Source organism: Streptococcus suis (genome assembly GCA_002831545.1).
Taxonomy (GTDB): domain Bacteria; phylum Bacillota; class Bacilli; order Lactobacillales; family Streptococcaceae; genus Streptococcus; species Streptococcus suis_P.
The window spans coordinates 771,208-790,247 of record CP025095.1 but is presented as its reverse complement, the minus strand read 5'-3'; the positions used below and the strand labels follow the sequence as shown (position 1 = coordinate 790,247).

General features: G+C 41.9%; 10 protein-coding genes and 1 tRNA gene. 4 read left to right on the top strand and 7 right to left on the bottom strand.

The window, feature by feature from the left end; translation table 11 throughout:
- The first annotated feature begins 231 nt into the window (after positions 1-231).
- Both CWM22_03890 and CWM22_03885 read left to right on the top strand, forming a co-directional pair.
- Positions 232-666 carry a transcriptional regulator gene (locus CWM22_03890; protein AUC91111.1) on the top strand — a complete coding sequence of 145 codons (435 nt, stop codon included), beginning with the start codon at positions 232-234 and terminating at the stop codon, positions 664-666.
- A 125-nt stretch (positions 667-791) separates the two neighbouring features.
- Positions 792-1,886: a site-specific integrase gene (locus tag CWM22_03885; protein AUC91110.1), complete on the top strand. Its 1,095-nt coding sequence runs from the start codon at positions 792-794 to the stop codon at positions 1,884-1,886.
- A 37-nt stretch (positions 1,887-1,923) separates the two neighbouring features.
- Here CWM22_03885 and CWM22_03880 read toward each other — a convergent pair.
- The 4 genes from CWM22_03880 to CWM22_03865 form a co-directional block, all read right to left on the bottom strand.
- Positions 1,924-1,995, bottom strand: a tRNA-Arg gene (locus CWM22_03880).
- Between the two features lie 196 nt (positions 1,996-2,191).
- Positions 2,192-4,216 (bottom strand): bifunctional metallophosphatase/5'-nucleotidase, encoded by a 2,025-nt coding sequence (locus tag CWM22_03875; protein ID AUC91109.1) that lies wholly within the window; start codon positions 4,214-4,216, stop codon positions 2,192-2,194.
- Positions 4,217-4,478: 262 nt separating this feature from the next.
- Positions 4,479-5,084 carry a superoxide dismutase gene (locus tag CWM22_03870; protein AUC91108.1) on the bottom strand — a complete coding sequence of 202 codons (606 nt, stop codon included), beginning with the start codon at positions 5,082-5,084 and terminating at the stop codon, positions 4,479-4,481.
- Positions 5,085-5,175: 91 nt separating this feature from the next.
- Positions 5,176-6,207, bottom strand: a complete 1,032-nt coding sequence (locus tag CWM22_03865) for a DNA polymerase III subunit delta (GenBank protein ID AUC91107.1) — start codon at positions 6,205-6,207, stop codon at positions 5,176-5,178.
- A 208-nt stretch (positions 6,208-6,415) separates the two neighbouring features.
- Here CWM22_03865 and CWM22_03860 point away from each other — a divergent pair, with 208 nt between their 5' ends.
- Entirely contained in the window at positions 6,416-13,291 is a 6,876-nt protein-coding gene (locus tag CWM22_03860) for a hypothetical protein (protein AUC91106.1), read from the top strand.
- 326 nt (positions 13,292-13,617) lie between these two features.
- On the opposite strand, the gene CWM22_03855 is transcribed toward CWM22_03860, so the two are convergent.
- The 3 genes from CWM22_03855 to CWM22_03845 all read right to left on the bottom strand — a co-directional run bounded on the left by CWM22_03855 (position 13,618) and on the right by CWM22_03845 (position 17,316).
- Positions 13,618-15,855 (bottom strand): DNA internalization-related competence protein ComEC/Rec2, encoded by a 2,238-nt coding sequence (locus tag CWM22_03855; GenBank protein AUC91105.1) that lies wholly within the window; start codon positions 15,853-15,855, stop codon positions 13,618-13,620.
- Positions 15,839-16,501, bottom strand: a complete 663-nt coding sequence (locus tag CWM22_03850) for a competence protein (protein AUC91104.1) — start codon at positions 16,499-16,501, stop codon at positions 15,839-15,841. The genes CWM22_03855 and CWM22_03850 overlap by 17 nt, the downstream gene beginning before the upstream one ends.
- 68 nt (positions 16,502-16,569) lie before the next feature.
- Positions 16,570-17,316 carry a 1-acyl-sn-glycerol-3-phosphate acyltransferase gene (locus tag CWM22_03845; protein AUC91103.1) on the bottom strand — a complete coding sequence of 249 codons (747 nt, stop codon included), beginning with the start codon at positions 17,314-17,316 and terminating at the stop codon, positions 16,570-16,572.
- A gap of 146 nt (positions 17,317-17,462) precedes the next feature.
- Here CWM22_03845 and CWM22_03840 point away from each other — a divergent pair, with 146 nt between their 5' ends.
- Entirely contained in the window at positions 17,463-18,908 is a 1,446-nt protein-coding gene (locus CWM22_03840; GenBank protein ID AUC91102.1) for a UDP-N-acetylmuramoyl-L-alanyl-D-glutamate--L-lysine ligase, read from the top strand.
- The last annotated feature ends 132 nt before the right edge of the window (positions 18,909-19,040 follow it).

Here is a 19,040-nt window from a genome sequence, read left to right as displayed (position 1 = left end):
ATCCCCACACTCTCCTTACCATCGGCGAGGTTGTGGAGGTGTATAGGGAGAGGTAAATTCAACACCAGAAATAAATATCCTTGACTATTTCACTCATTTTGGTATAATGAGGTTAGTCAAAAGCCTTGTTCGTCAAGGATACGATATTTATTTATAAAGCCTTGTTCGTCAAGGACAAACAGTCTGGTGTACTTTTCTAAGTGCACCTTATTTTTTTATCAAGGAGTTACCATGGCATTCCAACAAGGAGAAGTCTACCTTGTCAATTTCACACAAAAAGGCGGAAATGAATTTTACGGCAAGCACTACGCTATCATTCTGACATCGCCAGATAAAACAGACGGCACACTCTTGGTTGTACCATTAACAGGCAAAAAAGCAGGTAAAAAATACCGTGGTGGTATCACGCTGGATAATACTAAGTACCAAGACACACCATCAAAACCCAAAGCCTACGCCTATGTCCGAAAAATACAAGAAATTGACAAACGCAAAATCATCTACAAGACCAAAAAGCAAGTAGACTCCTCTGGAGTTCCCCTCACTGACAAATCAGGAAAGGCACTATTCCAGAAAATCTACAAACCAGCCTACCAACTCGACCAGACAGATTTGGACAAGTTAAAAGCAAAAATCAAAGAAGTCTTGCAATTAGATATCGAATAACAAAAAAATCCCCACACTCTCCGCCGACCAAAGCTTGAGTGTAGGGTAATTCCGTATAGTAAAAACCTGCTTTGCAGTAGGTCTCTTTACTATACCCATTTTATCAGATTTGAAAGGGGAAATCAATGGCATACTTTAGAAAAAGAGATAACGGTTGGGAATACCGTATCTCTTATAAAGCCCCTGATGGCTCATACAAGCAAAAATCAAAGTCAGGGTACAGAACCAAGACAGAGGCTGTTCAAGCCGCCTCACAGGCAGAAATCGAGCTGTCCAATGGCGTTGCGGAAGATAAGAACATTACCCTTGCGGAATACTTTGAAAAGTGGATGCTTATCCACAAGAAGCCTCATGTCGGACCAGAAACGTTTGGCAAGTATGAATACACCCTTAAGCTAATTACTAGATACTTCCATGAAACGAAACTCTCGAGAATAAACGCTACTTCCTATCAAAATATTATAAACGAATTAGCGAAACGTTATGTGAAAGATAGTGTCAAAAGGTTCAACTCGCATATAAGGGCAGCGATTAAAGTCGCTCTCCACCAAGGAATTTTAAAAAAAGATTTTACCGAAATTGTCAAGATTTTCTCCGATGTCGAATCCAAGAAAGAGGAGGATAAGTACCTGGAACTTGATGAATACGAACAATTAATCACAGATTATCGAAAGACAATCAAGTACCAGTCCCACTTCTTCCTGTACACTATCGGAAAAACTGGACTTCGTTTCTCGGAAGCAGCGGGCATTACAGAGCCTATCGTTGACCGCGAAAATATGTGTTTACGAATCCGCAGGACTTACAAGGTTTACGGAAAGAAGAAAGGTTGGGGACCTACTAAGAATCCGCAATCAGAACGAGATGTGCCATTTGACAGTGAGTGGCTGAAAGCATACGACGAGTACATGAAAGTTGGATATATAGACAATCCAGATAAAAGATTGTTTACCAAATTGACGGGGACTGGCGAAAATAAAATTTTAAAGAAAAAGACACGTCAAACATTTAATGTACACGGCTTACGTCATACCTACGTTAGCTGGCTAATCTATCATGACGTGGACGTTGTGACCATTGCCAAGTTAGTAGGACACAAGGATGCGACCGAAACATTGAAAACATATTCGCACTTATTCAAGGCAAAACAAGAAGAATCATTCGCCAAAGTCAGAAATTTAATGGAAAAATTTGGGGCGGATTTGGGGCGAGAAAGTTAAAAACCCTTGTGTATCAAGGGTTTTTACTGTATTTTCATCTCCCCTGCAGGAATCGAACCTGCAACTAATTCTTAGGAGGAATTTGTTATATCCATTTAACTAAGGGAAGTCTGCTTCTCTATTGTACACTAGAAGAGAGCAGATTGCAAGAGCAAGGTTATATAAGTTTTTTTCAAATTTTTACAAAAAGCAGAACCTACTCTAAGATGAAACACAATTGTTTTTATGTATTTCTCTCATGATAATCTCCAAAAGAAGTAATTCTAGAATGTACTTCGAAAGTTTGTCGTTTTTATGCTTGTTTCCTATTCCCCTTCCTTACGTCTCATTGAGACAGCCATTCCGAGTGAAACTAAGCCACCCAAGCTAATAAGAAGGGAGCCTAGGGCTTCTTGACCGGTATTTGGAAGTGTTTGATTTCCTGATGCTTTTTCAGTTTTCTTATTTGAAATAGGGGCCATACTTCCAGATGGTGCCGGTTGCTCGTTTGCTTTCTGATTTGCTACACTATCGCCACCGTCGTTTGCTTTTTCAGGTGTTTTCGTATCGGTAGTTGTCCCAGCAGCATCTCCTTTTTCTTCTGCTTTTGCTTCTTCTACGTACTCCTCTACAAATGCTTTTCTGCCTGTAATAGTTGCACTAATGGTTTGACCTGCTTTTTCTAGATCAGTCAAATACTCAACAAATACTTCTGTATCTGGATTGATAGCGCCAATCAGTTTAGCTTCTTTGAAAATCGAGAAGCCATCCCCACCGCCAAATAGGAAGTCATTGATGACAAGTGTATAGGTTTCTGTCGGAACAATCTCTGTTCCATCTTCTTTGAAGGCTTTAACAACCTTGTATGGATTTTCTTCCGTTGGATTATCTGCTTTCGTGTAGATATATTTAATTCCAGACATTTGAAGGAAATATTTTTCGCCTTCATCGTATTGTTGATTTAAGGCTGTATAAATCTGCTCACCTGTCATTTGAACGACTTGTAGGATATTCCCAAATGGTTGAACAGCTTGTGCTGCTCCCCAAGTAACTGTTCCATCCTCTTGGACCTTCAAATCTGCCCGAATCCCGCCATTGTTGGTCATTGCAAAGTCAACATCATAACCTGATTTCTTAGCAATAGCTAATTGAGCCGATGTTACTAAATTGCCCACAGCACTTTCTTTAAATTCATTTACCTCGCGAGAAATATCTGTCGCTTGACTAGCCGTACCAATTTTTTGCTCTGTTACTTTTTTAACAATGGTATTTGCTTCGTCTACAATCGCCTGAATTTCTGGACTTGGTGTTTTCTGCCCTGGTGCCACTGCAATAATTTTCGCAGTCGGAACATCTTTAAAGTCGGCAATATCTGTATCATAAACAGCCCTAACATCTGCATAAGCCTTGCCTTGTGAGGTAGCTTGTACAATCAAGGTTTTGCCTGTTGTACCGTTTGTATAGACATGGTTGTGACCGGCAAACACAAGGTCAACTGAGTGTTCAGGATAGATTTCATTTAGCTTAGCAATCATATCTGCAGCTTCACCAGCAGCCACACCATCCTTGCTTGTAGCTGGGACGTGAGCCAGTACAACTATCGCATTTACACCCTTTTCAGCTAACTCACGCGCATATTTTGCAATCGTCTCTGCCTCATTCAAAAAAGTGTACTGCTCATAGTTTTTCTTCAAAACAAGATTAGGAATTTCTGTCGTAACTACACCAATGAAGCCAATATTTGCTTCTTTATCATTTACAGGAATAGTCTTAATAGCATACGGTTTCCAGCCATACGGAATTTCACCCGTCTCTTTGTCAATAACGTTAGCGATAACAATCTCCTGTTTGGCTGCTTCATGAGTATAATTATCTACAATCTCATTAAACTGACCTTCTTTTGGAGCCTCACCAGTCATGATACGGTTATACTCATCAAGTCCCTCATCAAATTCATGGTTCCCCAAAGTACCGTATTCAACATCCATTTTGTTAAAGACTTTTACAGTTGGTTCATCTTGTAAAAGTCCAGAATTCGATGGACTTGCACCAACCATATCTCCGGCTTGAACACGGATAGACTCTGCAGGTGTTTCTGTTTCTGCTGCTGTTTCTTCAAATTCTGCTTGCGAATCATCCATGTAAGCATCAAGTAAGGCGGCAGTTCCTGCATTCCGAACTGTTTCCCCTTCCAATCGCGCTGTCCCTGTCGTATCAAGCGCACCATGGAAATCATTAACTCCCATAATTTGGACAGCTAATTCATCTGCTAAAACAGCCTGTGTTGTAATGACACTAAAACCAGCTACAAGAGCTAGTACACTGCTTTTCAACCGAATATTCTTTTTCATAAGCAAAACAATGCTCCTTCTATTTTTTTCATATTGACATATCTATAATAATCCTTTTTTTACGGCTTTTCAATATCAAATCAGTCATTTATAACAAAAAATTATAAAAATATTCGTTTATTCTTACTTTTACATCATTTTTCTGAAAATATCTTGTTGTTTTTATCCATAATACGAAAAATCATCCCTCTTCCCATACACAGTTCTCTCCAAAATACTCTTCGCAACTAAAAAATCTCTTCCAAACGGAAGAGAACTGTTCTTATTTAGTTGCTTTATAAAGTTCGTTAACCTTGTCCCAGTTGATTACTTCAAAGAAGGCTTTGATGTAGTTTGGACGGACGTTACGGTAGTTGAGGTAATAAGCATGTTCCCAAACATCCAATGCCAAGATTGGTTTCAAACCTTGCATGATTGGTGTGTCTTGGTTAGCAGTTGAGATAACTTCTAACTTGCCTTCTTTGTTGACAACCAAGAAAGCCCAGCCTGAACCGAAGCGAGTTGTTGCTGCAGTTGTGAAGGCATCTTTGAAGGCATCAAATGAACCAAAGGTCGCATCAATATCGGCTGCCAATTCTGCTGAAATGTCTGTTTTTTCAGGTGAAAGTAATTCCCAGAAAAGTGCATGGTTAAGGTGACCGCCACCGTTGTTGATAAGGGCTTGACGGATATCAGCTGGAATTTGCTCCACATCTGACAAAAGTGCTACCAAGTCTTCACCGATTTCTGGGTGTTTTTCAAGGGCTGCATTAGCATTTGCAACATAAGTTGCATGGTGCTTGTCATGGTGCAGGGTCATTGTTTCTGCATCAATATGTGGTTCCAAGGCATCGTATGCGTATGGAAGGTCTGGTAAAATAATTGCCATTTTCGTTTTCTCCTATACTAAGTGATAGTTCTATTCTACTCCAATGTGAGAGCCTTTTCAATTTATTTGTCTGAAACTACTAATCAGACACTTAACTCGTTGCAATTTTTAACAATGTAAGTTCAAACAAGTAATCCTTATCAAACCGTCCTGTCTTGATTTGATAATCTGTTTCTATCAATAATCGAACAACTTTTTTCAAAAATCCAATGGACAGATGGCGTGAATCACGCAGGGCAAATTTGATCTGATAAGGATTAACTTTCCTTCCCATGATTTCTGACAATTCTGCCACCATTTGCGACTCACTCTTGCCCTGTTCTTGAAGCATTTGAACCTGCAAATACGTCCGAAATTGGGTCAACATAATGGCGATTAGTTTGATTTCGTCTTCACCCTGTAATCGTAAATCGCGCACCAGTTGACGTGCCTCATCCATTTTGGACTGGAGTACCATTTGTGTCAGGTCAAAAATATTATCTTGTAAGGTCTTTGGAATAGCAGCATCAATATCTGCCATGGTAATCAACTCTTGTCCCTTATAAGATTGAAGAAAAGCTAGGTTCTTACTGATTTCAGCAAACTCAAAATTAGACTTAACAAGGAGATATTGAAAAACCTCTCCTCCCATCTGCAATCCAAGACACATTATCTCCTTTTGGAAATGATTTTTCAAATCCATCTCCTTCAGAGGATTTGCTTCTAATACTAGTCCATCTCGCTTGAGGAGTTTAACCAGGCGTCGTTTGCTATCTAACTTTCCTGGAGCTAGGATAATCAAACGTGTTGTTTCGACAGGATTTTCCAAATAAGCCTCAAACTGTTTAAGCTCATCGTCCGTCAAATGCCGCTTCTTGTCTGTGGTCAAATCAGAAAAATAATCCAGTATGACAACTTTTTCGTCTGAAAAAAATGGGAGAGAAACCAAATCCAAATCCACCTGACTATAATCAGCTTCTGACATGTCAAAATAGGCAAAACTAAGGTCTGCAGGATCGAAATCAATCTGTCGCAACAATAGATCCTTTGCAATCTGATATTGTCCAACATCCTCACCGCATAGAACGGTCAAGGAACCTAACTTCTCTTTTTTTAATTTTTCAATCTGTTCAATTACTAGCATTATTACCTCTAATTATCTCCAAAATCACTAAGTATATAGCCCTTATTGCAAATATGTTATTTCATTTATTATACCATTCTTTCACAACAAATAAAAATGAAGTAGCAACCGCTAGAAGGCAGTTTCCTCAAGGTGTTCTATTTGCGAAAGTGCTATATTTTTGCTACACTTTAAGTAATGTAACATAAACTAGAAAAGGGGAAATAATATGGAACGGAAACAGCGATTTACAATAAAAAAATTATCAATCGGTGTTGTCTCTATTTGCATCGGTTTTACTTTTCTTGCTCAAGCAAGTATTACAGTTGCAGCTGATGAAAAGGATACTGTAGCTTTTGTAACTGACAAGGTAGAAGCTGACGGAAGTGAAACTGCAGATTCAGTTGAAACGTTAGTGAATGAAAAAGCGGAACAAGATACAGGAAACACCGACGAAGATCCTGCATTAAACAAGACTAGAGAAGAACAACCTGAAGTAGCCCCTCTTGTCAGCAACACTAATGACAGTAAAAATGAGGTAGCCCCTTCAAGCTCTTCTGATACTGAAGACAGTTCACAAACAAGTGCCTCCCTCGAAACTGTGGAAACAGCGAGTAAGCCATCTACTATTTCTACTCCTGAACTATCCACTGAATCAGAAACAAATGAAACCAGCCTTTCAGAAGAGCCGGCTGGTACAATCGAAGGAAGTACTGCACTTCGCACAGCAGCAAATACAAATACAGCCCCAACAACAGCTGTTTCCACTGATGATACTGCAATCCAAGCAATCGAAAAAGGAAGCATCCCTCAGTCTAAAACGATAGCATCTCTAAACGCTGAAGAGAAACAAACTCTTAACAACCTCATTCTCACAAACTTTGAAACTAGCGCTGATAAAGTAGCTTTACTAGATGTTGTGAAACCTAAAGAGAGTTTAAATACCTCTGATACAATGAAATATTTGGTTCCACTCATCAAAAAAGTGAAGGCTGATGAAAAATACAAAAATCTCTCTGATTCTGAAAAAGTAGAAGAAGCAAGAAAATTAGCACTGATTGAAGCGAACAAAAACCTCTACGAAGATGCAAGTATTGAAGCTCTTGCGCCTGAGGCGAAAAACACTTTCCAACAACTACTTGCATATAACAATGGTCAGCTACTTACGGAAAAATCAGGACTTACAGTTGAAACTCTAAAAAATAATCTTAGTCAACTGTATCGTGGTGTCCTATACCTCCAGCAGCAATACTCCTTTGAAAAAGATTTACCACAAACTCTTGTCTTTACTCCCCACACAATTGGTAATATCCAAGCAGACCAAACAAGTGCCTATGACCGATTGATGGCTTATGGTGGGCGTATTACAGATAAACGATCGCTTGCTTTAAATCTCAATCAGAATCAGTTCAAGGAACGCCTAATTAGCCAATATACCGGTACTAATTCTACGGCTGAATTGGTTGAAAAAATTTCTCAATCAAAAGGTAAAGATGTCAATAGCTACTTTACAGAACAATCTCAGGCACTGATTGGAACTAGCCCAAATATTTCCATATTTGACTTATTGAAAACAAATAAGCCAGATTACATTCTCCCTATCCTCTCACAAGGAAGAGGAATTTACGTTGCGGGTACTAGCAATAGTTTGACTCTTGGACTTTTAGATTCGTATACAGACCTGTACCCTGAGTTGAAAAACTACAGCAAGGAACGTGGGGTACAACAACCTACATCTACTTTCTTCGAAAAAATCCTTACCTACCAAGAAAATTGGTTGACTTTCCTTAACTCTGCTAAAAAAGATAGTACAACTATTCCATTTACACTAGCAGTCGATACGATGAATGTCTATAACGAGACCACCAAAGCACACACTTGGTCACCTAACGAAGGCACTTCTGCACATTCTGCGGTACTCAACTTCTTCTCTCCAATGAATCTCTGGGAAAATTATGTTCGTTCAGGAGTTGGACTAGGAGGTGTTGCAAACGGTGAAAATATGATTAAAGCCTACGAGACACGCTTTATGCACAGTAACCTTTCAGGTGTCGCACTGTTCACTCACGAAATGACTCATACAAACGATGAGGCTAGGTTGTTCGGTGGAACTTATCGAAAAGAAGGTCGACGAGCTGGTCAAGGACCTGAAGTGTATGCAAGAGGTTTATTTGAAGTCATCGATAACACACAAAACGGTGTTCCTGGTGAGTACAAACCTGTCTTTAATTTGAATACCGCTCTCACTATTGCTGAAAGTTCTAATCGTACTCAAGCATTAACACCTCAAACTTCTACAGAAGAGTTGGCCAATTATACCAAAAACCTGGTCGATTTAATTGCTTATTTAGAAGCAGTCGAAGCAAGGGTTGCTTTAAAATCCCTAGCAGAGAATGAATTAGCTACTTATTTCAATAAGGTCGTCCAAGTACCTCGCAATACCACTTCTAACACTAGCACGACAACCACCAGTCTCCCTTCTACCAATGATGCCTTTATCCCGTTTGGGTATTTAACAGCTGCTCCACTTACTAAACCTAGCAGTATCAATGATTTGGTTGACCAAGATGCAGTCAGTGGTCAGTTTATCCCTCGTGGAATTTCCCCTATTCTAACAGAATTAAGTCATAACCAATATGATCATGTCCCACTTCTAGAAAGCTTCTACGGTGCTTCAGAGGCTCCAAGTGGCAATAATACCGTTGGAGATATCTCTTTCAAGCGACATGCATATGAAATATTGGCATGGAAAGGCTGGGATGCCTTTATAAGTTACATTAGTAACAGATACAATAGCGACTCAGAAGCTTTTAAAGCAATCCTAGGAAACGAATATTCAGATTGGGCTAGTTTCAAAAAAACACAATACAAACGGTTAGAAGATAAGGAACCGGTTAATCAATTGTGGCAAACTAGCCAATTGGAGAAAGCGTTAGAAACAGCTATAAAAGCTGACTTAGCAGTATTAACCACCTATCGAAATTCAGTTAACAGTCTTCTTAACAGTCGTTCCACTATTACCCAATCGCAGCTAGACCAAGCAGCTCAAAATGCTTCAGTTGCTCGGTTAGCAACTAATGTCCGTAAAGTTAAATTAGATATTCTAAACAAAGCTCTACAGTTTAACAATCTAGAAACTAGTATCTTTGAAGCACCAAAACAATCTGACATTATCTATGTAAAAAATGGCGGAAACGGACAAGGACTGACAGAAGATACCCCTATGGGAAGTTTGGCTGAAGCCTTGCAGAAAGCTACAGATGGTACTATCATCAAACTGGTCGGCAATGCCACCGAGCGAACTCCACTCGTCATCAATAAAGCAGTTACCATTGAGAGTGATAGCAGTGAAAATGCGATTATTTTTAATGAGAGTATTCAAATTTCAAATAACGTTACCCTACGTAATTTAAGTATTCATGCTTTAACAGAAAGCAATGTCCCTGGAAACATCTACATAGATGGTCAAGTGACAATGGATCATGTATCCACTCTTATATCCAATCGTCAAACTGATAAACGCCCTAGTCTTATCATAGGTTCATCAGCAGATACAACTGATAAGCGTGAATCCAGTTTGAAAATTTTAAATACAAATGAAACTGTTTTCGATAAGATGACCGTCCAAAATGCCGCAGATATTGCGATTGCAAATGGTACACAAATTAAAAACGGTGTCGAAGTGACTACACCTTCTCCTGTTACAATCACTTCCGAAAGTAATCAGGTCAATAAATTCCAAGCACCTGAAACCAATCAGGTAACCCTTATTTTTAATAATAGCAAAGCAAGTAATGTAGAGTTAAAAAACATCTCAAATCTCATAGTAAAAAACAATTCCTTTATCTCCCTAAACAGCCAATCACTCAATCCAATCCAACAGGCATTAACAGTAGAAACTGGTAGCCAAATAAATTTGGGAGATTTAGAAGCTCGTTTCCAATCACTTAAAGGAGATGGAATATTAGGATTCACAGATAAGGGACAATTAGCCTTACAAGATTTAGACGGACAAGCGACTATCCAGTTTAAACGCAAAGATATGAATTTCTCTGAATCAGACGGTAAGACATTTGTCACTATTGCTTCTAAACAAAGTGGCCTTTCAGTCAAGCTAATACCGCTGGATGAAATACTTAAAATGGACAAAGACGGAAATTACATCTATCATCAGCCTTACTCAGCAGGATATTATTTTGAATCCGTAGAACTTGATAAGATATTGCCAAGTGAAGTCGAAGATTTATTGCCAGAAGATAAGGAAAGTCCTAATCAAGCGATTCCACAACCAGAAGCGATTACTGAAATAGTTGTAGATGGGGATGGAAGATGGGTCTTTGACAGATGGGAACTTGATTCTGAAAGTACTGCTAAACAGCATTTCTATACAGGTTACTGGCGCTACGAATCTTCACCTCAAACAACCGTTCGTTTTGAAGATGTTCCATTTACAACTATCTATCAAGCCGATGAAAACAGAACGGCTGGGGAAAAAGAAACTATCTCTAGCGGAAAACTTGGAAAGGCAAAAATTACTGAGACAGAAGGTTCTGAGCCAGTAAGAGAAGTCCTTGAAAAACCACAAAACGAAATTGTCGCTGTCGGTACAAAACCAGTTGTTGTAAGCAACATCTTGAAATACAAGACAACTACCGTAGAAGACCCTGAATTGCCAAAAGGACACACGGAGACCGTCACTCAAGGTAAAGAAGGCAAGGAAATCATTACTACAACCTACACAATGGATACCAAAACTGGAAACATTACTGCGAACACCGTAACGGAAACAATTGAACCAGTCGAAAAAGTTGTGAAAATCGGAACCAAATCTTCCCCTCAAACAACCGTTCGTTTTGAAGAGATTCCATTTACAACTATCTATCAAGCCGACGAAAACAGAACGGCTGGGGAAAAAGAAACCATCTCTAGCGGAAAACTTGGAAAGGTAAAAATTACTGAGACAGAAGGTTCTGAGCCAGTAAGAGAAGTCCTTGAAAAACCACAAAACGAAATTGTCGCTGTCGGTACAAAACCAGTTGTTGTAACCAACATCTTGAAATACAAGACAACTACCGTAGAAGACCCTGAATTGCCAAAAGGACACACAGAGACCGTCACTCAAGGTAAAGAAGGCAAGGAAATCATTACTACAACCTACACACTGGATACCAAAACTGGAAACATTACTGCGAACACCGTAACGGAAACAATTGAACCAGTCGAAAAAGTTGTGAAAATCGGAACCAAATCTTCCCCTCAAACAACAGTTCGTTTTGAAGATGTTCCGTTTACAGTTATCTATCAAGCCGATGAAAACAGAACGGCTGGGGAAAAAGAAACTATCTCTAGCGGAAAACTTGGAAAGGCAAAAATTACTGAGACAGAAGGTTCTGAACCGGTAAGAGAAGTCCTTGAAAAACCACAAAACGAAATTGTCGCTGTCGGTACAAAACCAGTTGTTGTAACCAACGTCTTGAAATACAAGACAACTACCGTAGAAGACCCTGAATTGCCAAAAGGACACATAGAGACCGTCACTCAAGGGAAAGAAGGCAAGGAAACCATCACTACGACCTACACACTGGATACCAAAACTGGAAACATTACTGCGAACACCGTAACGGAAACAATCGAGCCAGTTGAGCATGTCGTGAAAATCGGAACCAAATCTTCCCCTCAATCAACAGTTCGATTCGAAGAGATTCCGTTTACAGTTATCTACCAAGCTGACGAAAACAGAACAGCTGGGGAAAAAGAAACCATCTCTAGCGGAAAACTTGGAAAAGATAAAATTACTGAAACAGAAGGTTCTGAGCCGGTAAGAGAAAGTATCGAAAAACCGCAAAACGAAATTGTCGTTGTCGGTACAAAACCAGTTGTTGTAACCAACGTCTTGAAATACAAGACAACTACCGTAGAAGACCCTGAATTGCCAAAAGGACACATAGAGACCGTCACTCAAGGGAAAGAAGGCAAGGAAACCATCACTACGACCTACACACTGGATACCAAAACTGGAAACATTACTGCGAACACCGTAACGGAAACAATCGAACCAGTTGAGCATGTCGTGAAAATCGGAACCAAATCTTCCCCTCAAACAACAGTTCGATTCGAAGAGATTCCGTTTACAGTTATCTACCAAGCTGACGAAAACAGAACAGCCGGGGAAAAAGAAACCATCTCTGGCGGAAAACTTGGAAAGGCAAAAATTACTGAGACAGAAGGTTCTGAACCGGTAAGAGAAGTCCTTGAAAAACCACAAAACGAAATTGTCGCTGTCGGTACAAAACCAGTTGTTGTAACCAACGTCTTGAAATACAAGACAACTACCGTAGAAGACCCTGAATTGCCAAAAGGACACATAGAGACCGTCACTCAAGGGAAAGAAGGCAAGGAAACCATCACTACGACCTACACACTGGATACCAAAACTGGAAACATTACTGCGAACACCGTAACGGAAACAATCGAACCAGTTGAGCATGTCGTGAAAATCGGAACTTTAGAAATAAAAGTTCCCGAAACTGCTCCTGAACAACACATAAAACCTGAACTCAAATGGAGTACAACAATCATACCAATTCCTTTCCAAACGAAATACATCGTGGATAATCAGTTGAAACAGGGAGAAGAAATTATCCTTGTACAAGGAAAAGACGGTCAACGACAAATTATTGCTCTCATAAATGGAGCGGTCGTTGGAAGAAACAATGAAGAAATTATTTCTGATACCATCCTCCTTGAGCCGATTGAACAAGTTATCAAAATCGGAAGTCGCAGTACCGATAACCTCCCAAACAAGGAAGAAAAACCAGATACTCCAAATCTTGTACCGATTTTGCCACCAACATTGCCAACTAATGAAGCAATCCCTACTCCAATGAAGCTCGCAGAGACACCAAAATCGATAGAATATCTGTCGAATAGACAACATGATGCTATCGTTTCTCCGAGCCAGCTTCAACAAACCAATGGCGCACTATTACCAAAAACTGGTGAGCAAAAAGAAAACTTCCTATCTAGATTGGGATACATTTTCCTAGTATCTTTAGGACTTGGTTGGGCTATCTTGTCTCTTCTCAAAACTAAAAAGGAAAAGTAAATGATATATACTACCCCAAAAAAGTTAGATATTTCTATCTAACTTTTGGGGTGATTCAATATAAGATTACTTCTCAGAAGCGATCAACTCCTTCTGAAGGGACTTTTGGGAAATCAACCAAATCTATCCTGAGAGACTGTAATGTCGTCTTCTCACCTCCTCTCCAAAGAACTTTGTGGAGATAAGAAACGAGTACCAACTAGAATAAACTACATACATGAATAACTTGCTAAAAAGCTGAGGCTATCCAACTCCCCTAATGGGCACTATAATTTCTGCAGTGGGTAAATCCACCAGAGAGATTATAGGGCCCTTTTTTAAAACCATCACTCCCTCACCGTCTCAATCGTCCACTCTTTCCAACCTCGGAAACGGATAGCTCCTTGCTGGTCGGTGCGATAGACTTGGATATTTCGACTGTCAAAGCGGTCCAAGGTTTCTTGGTGAGGATGCTTATAGCGGTTGTTTTCTCCTGCTGATACCAGGGAAATATTGGCTCCGATATGGTCTAGAAACTCAGGATAGGAGGAACCCTGGGAGCCATGGTGACCAGCTTTCAAAACATCGACAGGCAGGTTGGGATAGGTTTTAATCAAGTCCAGCTCCCCTTGCTCCAAGTCCCCTGTAAAGAGAAAATTAGTTTTCAGCAAGCGACCGTAAAGGACAATAGAGTCATTATTGCCACCGTCGCCCGTACCGTCTGGATAGAGGACTTCCAGATAGGAGTCAAAAATCGGCAAGCGGTCGCCCACCGCCACCACATGAACAGGAACATTGATTTCTTTCAACGTGGCTACAAAGTCAGGCACCGTCAGGCTTCCCGGCGACACGTAAATCCGACCAATCTGGACCTGCTTCGCCACCTCCAGCACATCGCCCACATGGTCTGCATCGGTATGGGTCAGGACCAAACTATCAATCCTGTCCACACCCCGACTATGCAGATAGGGAATCAAAGTCCGCTCTGCATTTGCCTGCGAAGACCGCTCCTGCCACTCCTCCTTGGCCGCAAAATCGACCCGACCGCCCACATCAATCAGGACCGTCCGCCCCCGCATATCCCGCAAAAAGATGCTATCCCCCTGCCCGATATCCACCACCGTCACCTCGTTTTCCAGCGGGTGTTTGGTTATGAAAAATAGCAGAGCGAGGACCAGGCTCAGACCTAGGAGCCAGTTCTTTTTCCTGTGGAAATCATAAAGTAAGAAGAGACAGACTAGCAAGAGAACAAGAATTACCCCAGACGGCTTGCCCAGTATCCAAGGCCGCAATCCCAAATCAGCCACCCAGACAATGATTTTCTCCATAAAGACAAAAAATCCGTTGACCCAAGTCATCTTGACCAGAGGTGACAAGAGAAAAATAACTGACAAACCTGGCAAAAGCAGGACATCAAAGACAAAAGAAAAGGCAAAGGTCAAGAGGATAGACAAAGGCTGAAAGGCATAGAAATAGGTCATGAGCACTGGCAAAATCCCAAGTGAAATACTGAGACTTTCCACCGCAGCCTTTTTGACCTGCCCCAAGTCTTCAAAATCAAAAACCGTCAGCAAAAAAGCATAGGTAAAAGTCAGCACTCCTCCTGCTGTCAGCAAAAATCGGGGTAGTATCAGCAGACAGACAAAGACTGTCACCGCAAAGTTATCCAACTTCCGCAAGCCCAGATTACCCAGAATTTTTTGGACCAAGGACCGCACCACCGACACGGAAAAACCTGTCAAACCAGCATAGACAAGAGAAAAGGGAATTTGCAGCTTATCTACCGTTTCCTTGGTCAAGCCCAAACGCAACAACATCCAGCGAAACTTGTCGATGAAAAAGCCCACCTGCATGCCAGACAGGGCAAAGAGATGAATGATGCCCAGACTAGAATAGAGGTCGCTCATCTGGTCGAAATCACTATCCAGCTCCCCAAACAAGAGCCCTGTCATGTAGTGGCTCATGGGAGCCGGAAAATTGGTTTTGATATAAACCAAAGCCTGCCTCCGCCAGCTTGATAGCCAGTCAAAAATATTCCACGACTGGACAGGGACAATCTTCTTTATCGCAGAAATCTTAACTGTCCGATAGATGCCCTGTGTTTTCAGATAGGCCTGATAGTCAAAACCGTTGAAATTCCGCTGACCTGCTGGCAGGCTGACCTCTGCTTCCACTTCAAGCTGGACCAAATCTGTCAACTTTTGAAAATAGGCCTGTTCCTCCTGACTGGCTAATTTGTAAAACACCTGATAGGTTTGTCCGTCAGCCCGACCGCGAAAGGACAGGCTGTCCCCGTTGACTTCAATGGTATCTGGAATGACCTGCACAGTGGTGACTTGCTCTGAGGCTGACTGATCTGCTCGCTCCCATTGGACCTTTTGGTAGCCGAAAAACAAACCGCACAGGGCTAGAAGCGGCAGCGTTTTGAGAAAAACTGCCTTACCTTGCCGAAACCCAAAGACAACTAGTAAGAAACTCAACAGGCCCATTGTCAAGAGGGAAAAAGAGTGGACTGCAAAATAAGCTGCCACCGCCAAGACTGCCAGATGGATGGGCTGGCAGGGGAGCTTAATCGACCGTGACATAAGGCCGAATGCTTTCCATGGTCTTGTCGCCGATGCCCGAAACATTGTTGAGGTCATCCACCGACTTGAAGCCACCGTTGGCCTCACGATAGGCGATAATGTCCGCCGCTCGCTTGGAACCGATGCCCGAAATAGTCTGTAGGTCCGCCTCGGTCGCCGTGTTGAGATTAACTAGATTAGTGTTTTTTTCTTCTTGGGACATAGCAGAGCTGGTAGTCGTGCTGGCCACCACCGAGATGTTTTCGTCCTTGCTGGCCACATAGACGACCGCCTCGTCGCTCAGCTTCTGAGCTAGATTGACAGACTTGGGATCTGCCTGACTGGTCAAGCCGCCAGCTGCTTCAACTGCGTCATTAACACGCGCTTCAGCTTCTAAAGTGTAGAGTCCTGGCTTTACTACCGCTCCTTTGACATCAACGACCAGCTGGCTGGGCTCTTCGCTTGCTTCTGCACTGGTTTCCTCGACCAACTCAGAGCTGCTAGAAGTTTGCTCTAGCTGTGGAAAATCTGTCAGTCCTGTCTGATCAGACTTGGCTGGTTGACTGAAGATTAAGAACGTCGCCATTAGCAAGCCAGCCACTGCGGGCAGGGCAATCTGCCACTTGTATTCTTTCAGCATTTCTATATAAGTTTTAATCGTATCCATAAATTACCTCCACCTATATAGTTCGTAAAAGAAACAAAAAAACTCGCAAATTTACGAGTTTCATCATATTATTTTTTATCCAACTGCGTGCTTGGTTGCCAGAAAAAGCTGGCGATATAGCTAAAGGCATAGGTCAATCCCAAGATAAGAGCAACCAGCAAAAGAACTGGGATACGATAGATATAAGTCAAGATATTTGGTTTTTTCTTGGATTGGAAAGATGCCGCATGGTCATCTAAGCGTTTGAACTCAGCTTCGATTCGACGGGTCACTTCTGCCGTACCTGCATCATCCATACGCTTGATGTCCGAAACATCGATAGGATTTCCAAAAGCCACATCGATTCGCTCACCAGCTAAGAGCCCTTTGATGGTCATGGGACCCACATAGGTAGCTGGCATGAGTTTGACCTTGGCTGACTTGGCAATGACCGCCACACCACCTTTTAGCTCAGATGAATGACGACTTCCTGAAGGAAACATGACAAGTGAGCGGTCACTTTTTTTCAACATGTTGACAGGATACTTGATGGCTGCCATGCCAGGATTGTCACGGTCAATTGGAAATGCTCCACATTTTGAAATCCACCAGCCAAACCCACGGTCCTTGAAGAGTTCTTTTTTGGCCATAAAGATGAACTGCTTGGGAGCAGCAGCGTAGCCAAGAAAGACTGGATCCCAGAAGGTTTTATGCGGGGAGATGAGAATATAATTTTCCTCCTGAGGTAAAATCTTCTCCCTATCATGATAATGAATATTGCCATTGATGGCCCACAACAAGAAAGTTAATAGTGTTCGTAGATAAGAATAAAACATAAACTTCTCCTTTTTCAATCCCCTCTATTATAGCACAAATTTGCTTCAGGAAGAAATGTCATATTCATTCAAATTTACGGTCAAAATACCCACTATTTACATAGCATCGACTTGTAAAAACCACTAGATAGGTTTACAATAGAAACATGATTACAATTGAACGTGTATTAGAAATATTGAAGGCGGATGACAACTTCCGCCATATCAAACAGAATGACCAGACTGACAGCACATGGACGGATGTCCAGTTTGACGCCCTCAGCTATGACAGCCGGACTGTTAGTCCAACGACCCTCTTTTTTGCCAAAGGCTTGGCCTTTAAGAAGGAATTTCTGGAAAAAGCTATCGAGGCTGGGCTGGCTTTTTACGTGTCTGAAATCGACTATGAAGTCGGCATTCCTGCTATCATCGTCCATGACATCAAGCAGGCCATGAGCCTGATTGCCATGGAATTTCATGGTCATCCCCAGAAACAGCTTAAACTCCTGGCCTTCACCGGCACCAAGGGTAAGACAACGGCGGCTTATTTTGCTTTTAACATTCTTAACATCAGCCACAAGCCTGCCATGCTTTCGACCATGAACACCACGCTGGACGGTAAGACATTTTTCAAATCTACCCTGACCACGCCTGAGAGTCTGGACCTCTTTGCCATGATGGCGAAGGCGGTCCAAAACGGCATGACCCACTTGATTATGGAGGTGTCCAGCCAGGCTTACTTGGTCAAGCGGGTTTACGGGCTGACCTTTGATGTCGGCGTCTTCCTCAACATCAGCCCCGACCACATCGGCCCCATTGAGCACCCGACCTTTGAGGACTACTTCTACCATAAGCGTCTTTTGATGGACAATAGCAGAGCAGTCATTGTCAATGCTGGGATGGACCATTTTGAAGTGGTGAGAGAGCAAGTTAGCTCCAAAGACCATGACTTCTATGGACCGACTTCTGACAACCAGATTAGCCAGTCAGCAGGTTTTGACTTCACAGCGACTGGCAAATTGGCTGGCCATTACGACATCCAGCTGATTGGTGGCTTCAACCAAGAAAATGCTATCGCAGCAGGACTGGCCTGTCTCCGCTTGGGAGCAAGTCTGGAAGATATTCACACAGGGATTGCCCAAACCAATGTCCCTGGTCGTATGGAAGTTCTGACCCAGCAAAACGGAGCCAAGGTTTTTGTCGATTACGCCCACAACGGCGACAGTGTGAAAAAGTTAATCGATGTCGTCTTGGAACACCAGACAGGTAAGGTCATCTTGATTTTAGGCGCTCCTGGCAACAAGGGAGAAAGTCGCCGCAAGGACTTCGGACTCCTGCTCAATGACTATCCGCAGATTGAGGTCATTCTGACAGCTGATGATCCCAACCGTGAAGATCCCGCTGCTATCGCTGAACAAATCCGTGCCCACATGACCCGTCCAAGCAACTTCATCTTGGACCGGGAAGAAGCCATTCGCACAGCCATGAGTCAGACAAGCTCTCCGAAAGATGCCGTCATCATCGCAGGCAAGGGGGCTGACGCCTACCAGATTGTCAATGGCGAAAAAGCCGCCTATGACGGTGACATCGAAGTAGCAAAACAATATTTGTAACATAGGGTCCTTGTTCACAGACAAGGACTTTTTTATAACGATTCTCATTAAATTAAATTTTTCAGAAAACTCTTTGTTTTGATAAATTTTTTTGATATAATACTGGTCGGAACAAATTATTAATGAATCATA